Origin of the sequence: Bradyrhizobium sp. TM102, from assembly GCF_009176685.1 — a bacterium.
In the GTDB taxonomy this organism is placed as follows: Bacteria; Pseudomonadota; Alphaproteobacteria; order Rhizobiales; family Xanthobacteraceae; genus Bradyrhizobium; species Bradyrhizobium ottawaense.
Map to the genome: position 1 here is coordinate 2,099,818 of NZ_AP021855.1, position 11,488 is coordinate 2,111,305.

At 65.3% G+C, this 11,488-nt stretch carries 8 protein-coding genes; 5 read left to right on the forward strand and 3 right to left on the reverse strand.

Translation table 11 applies throughout. The annotated features are described in order from the left end of the window. Window positions 1–6: 6 nt before the first annotated feature. From GDN70_RS09925 to GDN70_RS09935, 3 genes are read left to right on the forward strand one after another with little or no spacing between them, the layout of a single operon-like run. The gene (locus GDN70_RS09925) at window positions 7–612 is read left to right on the forward strand and encodes a K(+)-transporting ATPase subunit C (protein WP_152102453.1); all 606 of its coding nucleotides are present in this window, start codon (window positions 7–9) and stop codon (window positions 610–612) included. 40 nt (window positions 613–652) lie between these two features. Next, on the forward strand, window positions 653–3,376 hold the full coding sequence (locus tag GDN70_RS09930) for a sensor histidine kinase KdpD (RefSeq protein WP_152102454.1): 2,724 nt from the start codon (window positions 653–655) through the stop codon (window positions 3,374–3,376). Then, window positions 3,373–4,062 carry a response regulator gene (locus tag GDN70_RS09935; protein WP_028145683.1) on the forward strand — a complete coding sequence of 230 codons (690 nt, stop codon included), beginning with the start codon at window positions 3,373–3,375 and terminating at the stop codon, window positions 4,060–4,062. Before GDN70_RS09930 ends, GDN70_RS09935 begins: the two co-directional genes overlap by 4 nt. A gap of 136 nt (window positions 4,063–4,198) precedes the next feature. Here GDN70_RS09935 and GDN70_RS09940 read toward each other — a convergent pair whose 3' ends face one another. Beyond that, complete coding sequence (locus GDN70_RS09940; RefSeq protein WP_028145682.1) at window positions 4,199–5,083, reverse strand: Ku protein; 885 nt, start codon at window positions 5,081–5,083, stop codon at window positions 4,199–4,201. A gap of 118 nt (window positions 5,084–5,201) precedes the next feature. Here GDN70_RS09940 and ligD point away from each other — a divergent pair, with 118 nt between their 5' ends. Then, complete coding sequence (gene ligD / locus GDN70_RS09945) at window positions 5,202–7,886, forward strand: DNA ligase D (RefSeq protein WP_152102455.1); 2,685 nt, start codon at window positions 5,202–5,204, stop codon at window positions 7,884–7,886. A gap of 150 nt (window positions 7,887–8,036) precedes the next feature. On the opposite strand, the gene GDN70_RS09950 is transcribed toward ligD, so the two are convergent. Further along, window positions 8,037–8,201 (reverse strand): DUF3309 family protein, encoded by a 165-nt coding sequence (locus GDN70_RS09950; protein ID WP_018318514.1) that lies wholly within the window; start codon window positions 8,199–8,201, stop codon window positions 8,037–8,039. A 180-nt stretch (window positions 8,202–8,381) separates the two neighbouring features. Here GDN70_RS09950 and GDN70_RS09955 point away from each other — a divergent pair, with 180 nt between their 5' ends. Next, a complete protein-coding gene (locus GDN70_RS09955) occupies window positions 8,382–8,699 on the forward strand; it encodes a polyhydroxyalkanoic acid system family protein (protein ID WP_028145680.1) in 318 nt (105 codons plus the stop codon). Window positions 8,700–8,701: 2 nt separating this feature from the next. Here GDN70_RS09955 and treY read toward each other — a convergent pair whose 3' ends face one another. Next, window positions 8,702–11,488, reverse strand: coding sequence for a malto-oligosyltrehalose synthase (gene treY / locus GDN70_RS09960; RefSeq protein WP_152102456.1), 2,787 nt, complete (start codon window positions 11,486–11,488; stop codon window positions 8,702–8,704).

The following is an 11,488-nucleotide window of genomic DNA, read 5'->3' on the forward strand; positions in this document are numbered from 1 at the left end:
ACCAACATGCTCAGAGAAATCCGCCCCGCCATCGTCCTCTTGCTGGTGCTCACCGCCATCACCGGCCTTGCCTATCCGCTGGCGATGACGGCCATCGCCGGCGCGCTCTTCCCGGCGCAGGCTCAAGGCAGCCTGATCGAGAAGGACGGCAAGGTGATCGGCTCCGCCCTGATCGGGCAGGAGTTCAGGGACAACAGATACTTCCACGGCCGTCTCTCGGCGACGGTGGCGCCCGACCCGAACGATCCGACCAAGACGGTGCCGGCGCCGTACAACGCCGCCAATTCCGGTGGCTCCAACCTCGGCCCGACCAGCAAGGTGTTGGCCGACCGGCTCAGGGAAGATGTAGACAAGCTCAAGGCTGAGAATCCGAACGCTGCCGTGCCGGTCGATCTGGTGACAACCTCCGCCAGCGGCCTCGATCCTGATATCTCGCCGGAAGCGGCGCAATTCCAGGTGCCGCGCGTGGCCAGGGCGCGGAATATGCCGGAGGATCAGGTCAAGCAGATCGTGACCGCCAATACCGAAGGCCGCTTGTTCGGTCTGATTGGCGAACCCAGGGTTAACGTTCTGGCACTGAATCTCTCGCTGGATCGCGCCGCCGCCAGGTAGCGGTCTAGGCTCGCGTCACGCAGATGATTATATTGGCAAAATGGTCCGAGAGCGCCGCGATCCCGAACAACGTCCGTCGCCCGAGGCGCTGCTGGAAGCGGCGCGGCGGGAAGGGAGCGCAAGCGGCAAGCTGAAGGTTTTCGTCGGCGCCGCCCCCGGCGTCGGCAAAACCTACGAGATGCTGCAAAGCGCCCACGCCAAGCGCAAGGCCGGCATCGACGTCGTGGTCGGTTTCGTCGAGACCCACGGCCGCGCCGAGACCGAGGCGCTGGTGCGCGGTCTCGAAGTGGTCCCGCGCAAGCGGCTGGACTATCGCGGGCAGATCGTCGAGGAGATGGATCTCGATGCGGTGATCGCGCGCCGGCCGCAGATCGCGTTGGTCGACGAGCTCGCCCACACCAATGCGCCCCTTTGCCGCCATCCCAAGCGCTATCTCGACGTCGAGGAATTGCTGTCCCAGGGCATCGATGTCTACACCGCCGTCAACATCCAGCACATCGAGAGCCTGAACGACGTCGTCGCCCAGATCACCCATGTCAGGGTACGCGAGACCGTGCCGGACTCGGTGTTCGATCGCGCCGACGCGATCGAGCTGATCGACCTCACGCCCGACGATTTGATCCAGCGCCTGAAGGAGGGCAAGGTCTATGTGCCCAAGCAGGCCGAGCGTGCGCTGGAGCATTATTTTTCGCCGGGGAACCTGACGGCGTTGCGCGAGCTCGCTTTGCGCCGCACGGCGGAGCGGGTCGACGAGCAGCTCCTCAACCACATGCAGGCCAACGCGATTCCCGGGCCCTGGGCCGTCGGCGAGCGCATTCTCGTCTGCGTCAGCGAGGATCCGCGCGCCGCCGGTCTCGTCCGCTACACCAAGCGGCTGGCGGACCGGCTGCATGCCCCCTTCACCGCGGTTTCGATCGAGACGCGGCGATCGCTGCAATTGTCCGATGAGCAGCGCGACCGGCTGGCCGATACGCTGCGGCTCGCGGAATCGCTCGGCGGCGAGGCGTTGACCATTCCGGCGGTCGGTCGCCGCATCGCCGACGACGTCGTCAATTTCGCGCAAGGCAACAACGTCACCCAGATCGTGATCGGCAAATCGACCCGCTCGCGCTGGTTCGAGATGACACGCGGCTCGGTCGTCCATGATCTGGTTCGCCGCGCCGGCAACATCACGGTTCATGTCATCGCCGGCGACGAGCTGCCGGGCGAGGGGGCGCCCAAGACGGCGGTGCAGACCGCCGTGCGGTCCGAGCCGTTCAATCCGTTGCCTTATCTGAAGGCGCTCGGCATCGTGCTGATCGGCCTTGGCGCCGCCGAGCTGATTCAGCCGCGGTTCGGCATCGAGAACGTCGACCTCGTGCTGCTGACGGCGGTGGTGGCGGTCGCGGTCCGCTACGGACTATGGCCGTCGCTGCTGGCGACTGTCGCGGCCTCGCTCTGTTACAATTTCTTCTTCCTGCCGCCGATCCACACCTTCACGATCACCGACCCGACCAACGTCGCCGCCTTCGTGCTGTTCATGGTGGTGGCCATGCTCGTCTCCAATGTTGCGGCGCGCGTGCGCACCCAGGCCGATGCCGCCATCGGCCGGATCAGGATGAGCGAGCAGCTCTACGCCTTCAGCCGCAAGCTCGCCGGCACCGCAACGCTCGACGACGTGCTGTGGGCGACGGCCTACCAGATCGCGTTGATGCTGAAAGTCCGGGTGGTTTTGCTGCTGCCGGAAGCAGGTCTGCTCACGGTGAAATCCGGCTATCCGCCCGAGGACGAGCTCGATCAGGCCGATCTCGCCGCCGCCAACTGGGCCTGGAGCAACGACCGCCCCGCCGGCCGCGGCTCGGACACGCTGCCGGGTGCAAAACGGCTGTTCCTGCCGATGCGCACCGGGCGCGGCCCGATCGGGGTGATCGGCATTGACGACGACCGCACCGGTCCGCTGCTGACGCCGGACCAGCGCCGCCTGCTCGATGCGCTGGTCGACCAGGGCGCGCTCGCGATCGAGCGCGTGCTGCTGGTCGAGGACATGGACCGCGTCAAGCGCACCGTCGAATCCGAGCGGCTGCGCTCGGCGCTCCTGACCTCGATCTCGCACGATTTAAAGACGCCGCTCGCCTCGGTGCTGGGGGCGGCCTCCACCATGCGCGATCTCGCCGGCGCGCTTTCCGACACCGAGAAGCGCGACCTGCTCGCGACCGTGATCGACGAATCCGAGCGGCTGAACCGCTTCATCGCCAATCTGCTCGACATGACCAAGCTCGAGTCGGGTGCCGTCGTGCCCAACGCGGCGCTGCACGATCTCGGTGAGATCGTGGGCAGCGCGCTGCGGCGTGCAGCCAAGATTCTCACCGCACACGAGGTCGAGCTGGTGCTGGCCGCCGATCTGCCGATGCTGCAGCTCGATGCGGTGCTGTTCGAGCAGGTGCTGTTCAACCTGCTCGACAACGCTGCGAGATATTCGCCACCCGAGACCACAATCTCGATCCGCAGCCGGCGTGACAGCGATCATGTCGTGCTCGAGATCGCGGACGAGGGGGCCGGCATCCCGCCTGATGAGCTCGAGAGCGTGTTCGACAAGTTCTACCGCGTTCAGAAAGGCGATCACGTCCGTCCCGGCACGGGGCTCGGGCTCGCCATCTCGCGCGGCTTCGTCGAGGCGATGCGGGGCACGATCTCGGCCGCCAACCGCAGCGACCGCAGTGGCGCTGTCCTCACCATCCGTCTTCCCGTTCCGGCAGAGAGCCGCGCATTGGATACCGCCGCATGAGCGCTGCCCCGATCAAGGTCCTGGTCATCGACGACGAGCCGCCGATCCGCAAATTGCTGCGGATGGGGCTGACGACGCAAGGCTATGAGATCCTGGAAGCGTCGAACGGCAAGATCGCACTGGAGAAGCTCGTCGAGGAGCCGGCGCTGATCATCCTCGATCTCGGTCTGCCCGACGTGCAGGGACACGAGCTGCTGCGCACCATCCGCGCACGCAACGAAGGCGTGCCGATCGTGGTGTTGTCGAGCCGTGGCGACGAAGCCGGCAAGGTACAGGCGCTCGATCTCGGCGCCGACGATTATCTGACCAAGCCGTTCGGCATGGACGAGCTGCTGGCCCGCCTGCGCGCGGCGCTGCGGCACCAGCTCCAGGTCCAGGGCGAACGCCCGGTGTTTCGCAGCGGTGATCTCTCGGTCGATCTCGTGCGCCGCATCGTCAAGGTCGGCGAGCGCGAGGTGAAGCTGTCGCCGAAGGAATACGACCTCCTGCGCGTGCTGGTGCAGCACGCCGGCAAGGTGCTCACCCACCGCTTCCTGCTGAGGGAGCTCTGGGACGAATTGACCGACGCGCAATACTTACGCGTCTATGTCCGCCAGCTCCGCCAGAAGATCGAAGCCGACCCGGAGCGGCCGCAATTTGTGCTGACCGAGACGGGGATCGGGTACCGGTTGAAGGCGGGGGACTAGGCTCCGACTTCGACAGCCCGTAGGGTGGGCAAAGGCGCAAAGCGCCGTGCCCACCATTCTCGCGATTTTGATAAAGGTGGTGGGCACGCTCCGCTTTGCCCACCCTACGATATCGAGTGTCGGGCGAGCGATCCCCTCAACCCGCCTTCCGATGTCGCGCCGTGGACCGATGCGTCTTCTTCGCGGCCCGCTGCCGTCCAGTTGCCCGCCGCGCATGCGACTTCGCGGCCGTCTTCTTGCCGCCACGTCCTTTCAGGCTCTGCTTCAGCGCATCCATCAGGCTGACGACGTTGCTGGGGCGCTCCTCGGGCTCCGGCAGCTCGATCTTCTTGCCGCTGGCCTTGCGTTTCACCAGCGCCTTCAGCGCGTTCTCGTACTCGTCCTTGAACTTGCCGGGGTCGAAATGGGCGGCCTTGGTCTGGAGAATGTGGCCCGCGAGCTCGACCATGTCCTTGGTGATCTTCGGGCTCTTGATGTCTTCGAAGAACTGGTCCTCGTCGCGCAGCTCGTAAGGAAAGCGCAGCGTGGTGCCGAGCAGGCCCTTGCCGAGCGGTTCGATCGCCATGATGTGTTCGCGGTTGGTGAGCACGATCTTGGCGAGCGCCACGCGCTCCTGGTCCTTCATGGCGTCGCGGATCACCGCAAAGGCATCGACCGCGGCCTTGCCGTCGGGTGCAAGATAATAGGGATGGTTGAGGTAACGCTGGTCGATCTCATCGCTCGGCACGAAGCTCTCGATGTCGATGGTATGGTTGCTCTCGATCTGGACCGCCTCGAGCTCCTCCGGCTCGATCTCGACATATTTGCCCTTGCGCAGCTCGTAGCCGCGGCCCTTCTGGTCGCTCTCGACGACATCGCCGGTCTCGGCATCGATCATCTGCTGCTTGAGCCGGTTGCCGGTCTCGCGGTTGATCAGATGAAACCGCGTCTTCTCGGCCGCCGTGGTCGCCGGATAAAGCACGACCGGGCAGCTGACCAGCGAGAGCTTCAACGTTCCCTTCCAATAGGCGCGCGGGGCCATTCCATTCTCCAGCGTTTTCAAGGCGTTTTGGAACCCCAACCGCCCCGCGGGGTTTTGGTTCCGGATGGGACTTTGGCCGTGATAGGCTTGAATCCCCGAAAGAGAAGCGGGACCGGTCGTGCTGCAAAAACTCTCCACTTACCGACAGAAGCGTGATTTCGAGAAGACACCGGAGCCGTCGGGCAAGACGGCGGTGACGCCGTCGAAGCAGCGGCGCTTCGTGATCCAGAAGCACGATGCGAGCCGGCTGCATTATGATCTCAGGCTCGAATTCGACGGCGTGTTCAAGTCCTGGGCGGTGACCAAGGGTCCCTCGCTCGATCCGCACGACAAGCGGCTGGCGGTCGAGGTCGAGGACCATCCGCTCGACTATGGCGATTTCGAAGGCACGATTCCGGAAGGGCAGTACGGCGGCGGCACGGTGATGCTGTGGGATCGCGGCACCTGGGAGTCGGAAGATCCCGAACGCGGCTTCAAGAAGGGCGATCTGAAGTTCACCCTGCATGGGGACAAGCTGCAGGGAAGCTGGGTCCTTGTGCGCATGCGCAACGACCGTACCGGCGGCAAGCGCACCAACTGGCTCTTGATCAAGCACCGCGACGAATTCGTCCGCGAAGGGGCCAAGAACGACATTCTCGACGAGGACAAATCGGTCGCCTCCGGCCGTGCGATGGAGCAGATCGCCGAGGGCAAGGGGCGCGCGCCAAAACCGTTCATGCTGGCCAAGGGTGCCAAGACCAAGGCCGACGCGGTCTGGCAATCCAACCGGGCCGAGGAAGCGAAAGGGCAAACGGTCAAGCCGGCGCCACGTACGGCATTGAAGGGCGGCAAGATCTCTAAGAGCGGGGCGGCGAAGAAGGCCACAACTGCCATCAGTGGCAAGAAGGTCACCGAGATGCCGGACTTCGTGCCGCCGCAGCTCTGCACGTCGGTCGAGCGGCCGCCGGGTGGCGAGGGCTGGTGCCACGAGATCAAATTCGACGGCTACCGCGTGCAGCTCCGGGTCGAGGACGGCAAGGCGACGCTGAAGACGCGCAAGGGCCTCGACTGGACCGACAAGTTCGCCTCGATCGCGAACGAGGCGGCTGCGCTGCCGGACGTGATGATCGACGGGGAGATCGTGGCGCTCGATCACGACGGTGCGCCGAATTTCTCCTCGCTCCAGGCCGCGCTGTCGGACGGCAAGACTGAAGAGCTGATCTTCTTTGCCTTTGACCTCCTGTTCGCGGAGGATCTCGATTTTCGGCGTCTGCCGCTCGGCGAGCGCAAGGCGCGGCTGAAACAGCTGCTGGGAGCGCGCAGGCGGAAATCGGCTCAGATCCGCTATGTCGAGCATTTCGAGAGCGGCGGCGATGCGGTGCTGCAATCGGCCTGCAAGCTCGAGCTGGAGGGCGTGGTGTCAAAGAAGCTGGAGGCGCCCTATCGCTCCGGCCGCACCGAGAGTTGGACCAAGGCAAAGTGCCGTGCTGGCCATGAGGTCGTGATCGGCGGCTACAAGACCACCAACGGCAAATTCCGTTCGCTGATGGCCGGCGTGCATCGCGGCGATCATCTTGTCTTCGTCGGCATGGTCGGCACCGGCTTCGGCGCGGACAAGGTCAAGCGCATCATGCCGTCCCTGAAGGCCATGGAGGCCAAGGAGAGCCCCTTCGGCGGCAAGAACGCGCCGAAGAAGAGCCGCGAGGTGCACTGGCTGAAGCCGGAACTCGTCGCCGAGATCGAGTTCGCCGGCTTCACCGCCGACGGCAATATCCGCCAGGCCGCGTTCAAGGGCCTGCGGCAGGACAAGCCCGCCGAGGAAGTCGAGGCGGAGACGCCTGTCGACACCGAGCTCGCCGAGCCCACGCCCCGCAAGCGCGCGGCGAAGACAGCCAAGCGATCGAAGGACACCGGCACCGCCGAGGTGATGGGCGTCGTCATCTCCAAGCCGGACAAGGAGCTGTGGCCCGACGGCGGTGACGGCGAGGGCGTGACGAAGCTGGATCTCGCGCGCTATTTCGAGGCGGTCGGCGCCTGGATGATCGAACATCTGAAAGGGCGGCCGTGCTCGATCGTGCGTGCGCCCGACGGCATCGGCGGCGAGACGTTCTTCCAGCGTCATGCCATGCAGGGCACCTCGAATTTGCTCGAGCTGGCCAAGGTCTCGGGCGATCGCAAGCCGTATTTGCAGATCGATCGCGTCGAAGGGCTGGCCGCCGTCGCGCAGATCGGCGGCGTCGAGCTGCATCCCTGGAATTGCGCGCCTGATGCCTACGATACGCCGGGCCGGCTGGTGTTCGATCTCGATCCGGCGCCGGATGTGGAGTTCGCCGATGTCGTCGAGGCCGCCAAGGACATGCGTCAGCGGCTCACAGACCTCGGCATGGAGAGCTTCTGCAAGACCACGGGCGGCAAGGGCCTGCATGTGGTGGTGCCGCTGCTTCACGGCGCGCGCGACAAGGTGAGCTGGAAGGAAGCCAAGGCCTTCGCGCAGGGCGTCTGCCAGTGGATGGCCGACGACGATCCAGAGCGCTATCTGCTCAACATGTCGAAGAAGCTACGCAAGGGGAAGATCTTCCTCGACTATCTCCGTAACGACCGGATGTCGACGGCGGTGGCCCCGCTGTCGCCGCGTGCACGGGCCGGAGCCACGGTTTCGATGCCCGTCACGTGGGCGCAGGTGAAGAGCGATCTCGATCCGAAGCGCTATACGCTGCGGACCGTGCCGGGCCTGCTGCCGCGGTCGAAGGCGTGGGAGGGCTATGACGATGCGGCCGCGTCGATCAAGGCGGCGATCAAGAAGCTTGCGGAGAAGATGAAGTAGGGTGGATTAGACGGCGCAGTCCCCGCTCCAGCCGCGACACTCGTAGGGTGGGCAAAGCGAAGCGTGCCCACCACCTTCTTGTTGCGGCGAGGGAAGGTGGGCACGGCGCAAGAGCGCCTTTGCCCACCCTACGAAATCCTCGCTGGGTCGCTAGATCCGTCCCATCAGCAGCAGGATCAGCAGAATGACGATGACCAGTCCGAGGCCGCCGCCGCCGTAATAGCCGGTGCCGTAGAACGGGCCGCCGCCGATGCCGCTGAAGCCGCCAAGCAGGGCGATGACCAGAATGATCAGAATGATCGTACCGATTGACATGCGAATCTCCTCAGCCCTTTGTTGCAAGGGTCGTTTGCACCTGTCCCCTCGTGCGAGGGCAACTTGCCGCAGGGTTTTAGGTTCCGTTTTTGAAACAGGGCCACAGGTCCAAGTTGCATGGAACCTTTGCCGCGTCGTCCGGCATGACTATGTGAGGATCGATCATCACGGGGCAGGGCCATGTCAGCACCGCTTGTCGTTTCAATTCCGCATCATCTCGGCCGCGAGGAGGCGGTCCGCCGGCTCAAGACCGGGCTCGGCCGGGCGGCAGCCAGCATTCCGGTGATGCAGGTCGAGGAGGAGCGCTGGACCGGCGACAGCATGGCCTTTCGCATTCGCGCGCTCGGGCAGATCGCGACGGGTCAGGTCGACGTCGCCGAAGACCATGTCAAGGTCCAGGTGGTGCTGCCCTGGCTGTTGCAGCGCTTTGCCGAGATGGCGCAGGCCACGATCAGGAAGCGCGGGCAGTTGCTGCTGACCAAGGACGACGGAAAGTAGCTTCAGGCGCGCACGCGCGGGCGCGCGGGCCTGATGGCGCTTGCCGTGCGGGCCTCGATGACGGCGGCGGGAAAATCATGGAAAGCCTGCGTGACCGGCAGTTCGTGGCCCTCATGGCCCGTCGCGGCATAGCCCGTGATATCGACGGTCGCGTCAATTCCCTCCACCGCGGGCCATTCCCGGCCCGCTTGGGTAAACGGCGCGAACTGGCGCCCGACCACGACGATCGCCGCAGCGCGGCCATGGCGCCGGGCGTAGGCAATGACATGGTCGGCATGGGCGCCGCGCACCGCCAGCGGTTGATAGTCGCCTTGAGCGAAGACGTCGGCGAGTTCATTGCGCAGCTCGAGAAGACGCCGTGTCCAGGCCAGCTTGATCAGGCCGTCGGGCCAGCTCTTGGTCAGGCTACGCCAATCCGGATCGTCCAGTGACCTCAGCGCCGCGTGCCGCGCGCCAAAATCGACCGGGCGACGGTTGTCGGGGTCGACCAGTGACAGGTCCCAGAACTCGGTGCCCTGGTAGAAGTCGGGCACGCCGGGCAGGGTGGCCTTGAGGGTGAGCTGGCTCAGAGAATTCAAGGCGCCGAGCAGCGCCAGGCGCCGGGCCAGCGTTTGCAGTGAATCCAGGAATTCACCGGATAGTGCGGGATCGAGAATCTTGTCGATGAAGCTCTTGACGCCGTTCTCATAGGCTTCATGCGGGTTGAGCCAGCTCGTCTCTTCCTTGCCCTCGCGCGCGGCCTTCAGCGCATAGGCCTGGATGCGCTCGACGAAGCCGGCATCGACCGGTCCCTGCAGCGGCCAGGCTCCGAGCAGGGTCTGGTAGAGCATGTATTCGAACGTCGCCGACGGCGCGCGGTAATTGCCATGGAGCGTGAGGTGTGGCGCGTTCAGCACCTTCCATCGCGCCACCGCGCTGGTCCATTCGCCGGGAATCTCGCTGATCGCCGCAATGCGCGCGCGGGCGTCCTCGCCGCGCTTGGTGTCGTGGGTGGCGGTCGCCGTCATTCCCAATGGCCATTCCTTGGCGCGGGCCTGCATGGTCTCGTGGAAGGCGGAAATCGTGAGCCCGGTGCTGGCGGGATCGCCGCCGACCTCGTTCAGCGCGAGCAGCCGGTGGAATTGATAGAACGCGGTGTCCTCCAGCGACTTCGCCATCATCGGCCCGGTGAATTGCTGCACCTTCAGCGCGAAACGACGCACGCGCGGGGCGCTGTGCGGGGGGCGGCCGGGCTTGAGCAGGTCCATGGTCAGCGCGTCGCGCAGGAAGTCGAAGATGCCTTCGTCCGCGGCGAACCATTCCGCGCGGGCGCGCGCGATGGTGTCATCGATCAGCTTGCGATCGGGCGCGGTCGGGCCGCTATTGGTCAGATAGGTGCGGTACACCGGGAAATGCAGCACATAGAGCTCCAGCGCCTGCCGCAAACTGTCGGCGGAGAAATCGCGCGTCGAATAATGCCCGTTGGCGATGCGCGCGAGCAGGCGGGTCAGCACGGTGAATTCGCTGGTGAGCAGCGTCTCCAGCACGCGCCGCTTGGCGTCCTTGACGTAAGGCGCAAGCCGCGGCGGCCGGTTGCTGACCTGCCGCCAGGTCTCGTCCAGCGCCCCCAGGCCCCCGGCCTCGACCAGCGCATGGGTGATGACGTTCATCCACTCATAGCCGGTGGTGCCCTGAACGCCGGCGAGGTGCGGCAGGCGTTCGTGCTCGCACAGGATCTTCTCGATCACGGTGTAGAACGGCTTTGTATTTCCTTGCGCGTCGCGCACCAGCCGGCGCAGCCGCTGGCAATATTGCGCGGGGTCGCGCAGGCCGTCGATGTGATCGAGCCGGATGCCCTGCAGCTTGCCGCTGGCGATGAGCTGCTTCACCAGCCGGTGCGTGGCGGCGAAGGTGCTCGCGTCCTCGACGCGCAGACCTGCGAGCCCGTTGACGTCGAAGAAGCGGCGATAGTTAATATCGCTGGAGGCAAGCCGCCAGTGCCCGAGCTTGTAGTGCTGGCGCTCCAGCAGATGGTGCAGCGCCAGCGTCTGCGCGGGACGATCCTTGGCGGCACGATAGGCGGCAAGGCCGCGTGCGATCACCTCGGCAGCACCAGGGATCTCCCTGAGCTCGGTCTTGAACGCCGGTGCCTCCTTGCGATTGGGACGACGCAATCCCGTATAGCGCGCCGCAAGCGACAGCAGAAGTTCGCCGGCCTCCGTCTCGGCGGCATCCGCTTCCTTCACGATCATGCGCAGCATCTCGCCATAGCGCTCCGGCGCGACGGGCAGGCGATGCTCGAAATACCAGGCAGAGAAGCTTCCCTGGTCCGGATCGTAGCGTAGCTCGATGTCGCCGCGCTCGAGCGCCTCGCCATAGGACGCGCCGAGGATGGGCAGCAGCACACCGCCGCGGGCGCGATAGGCGAGCTGATCCCAGTCGATGTCGAAGGAGACCGCGTGGGGCGAAGCCTGGCCCCATTCCAGCACGTCGAGCCACCAGGGATTGTCGGCAAAATGCACGCCGACATGGTTGGGTACGAAGTCGATGATGAGGCCGAGGTCGTGCTTGGTCAGCGCCTCGCTCAGCCGGGCGAAGCCGGCCTCGCCGCCAAGCTCCGGATTGAACTGGCTGTGATCGACGGTGTCGTAGCCATGGGTCGAGCCCTTGCGCGCCTTCATCACCGGCGAGGCATAGAGATGCGTGATCCCCAGCGCCTTCAGATAGGGGACCACCGCGGCCGCCTTGTCGAAGTCGAAATCCGCGGTGAGCTGAAGCCGATAGGTCGCGAGCGGAATGGCGGGAGGCAT

Bases quoted from the DNA above. Each gene is read 5' to 3' on its own strand.
- GDN70_RS09935 (WP_028145683.1), top strand. From the start codon at position 3,373: ATGAGCGCTGCCCCGATCAAGGTCCTGGTCATCGACGACGAGCCGCCG.
- treY (WP_152102456.1), bottom strand. From the start codon at position 11,488: ATGCCTCCCGCCATTCCGCTCGCGACCTATCGGCTTCAGCTCACCGCG.
- GDN70_RS09950 (WP_018318514.1), bottom strand. From the start codon at position 8,201: ATGTCAATCGGTACGATCATTCTGATCATTCTGGTCATCGCCCTGCTT.
- GDN70_RS09940 (WP_028145682.1), bottom strand. From the start codon at position 5,083: ATGGCCCCGCGCGCCTATTGGAAGGGAACGTTGAAGCTCTCGCTGGTC.
- GDN70_RS09930 (WP_152102454.1), top strand. From the start codon at position 653: ATGGTCCGAGAGCGCCGCGATCCCGAACAACGTCCGTCGCCCGAGGCG.
- GDN70_RS09925 (WP_152102453.1), top strand. From the start codon at position 7: ATGCTCAGAGAAATCCGCCCCGCCATCGTCCTCTTGCTGGTGCTCACC.
- GDN70_RS09955 (WP_028145680.1), top strand. From the start codon at position 8,382: ATGTCAGCACCGCTTGTCGTTTCAATTCCGCATCATCTCGGCCGCGAG.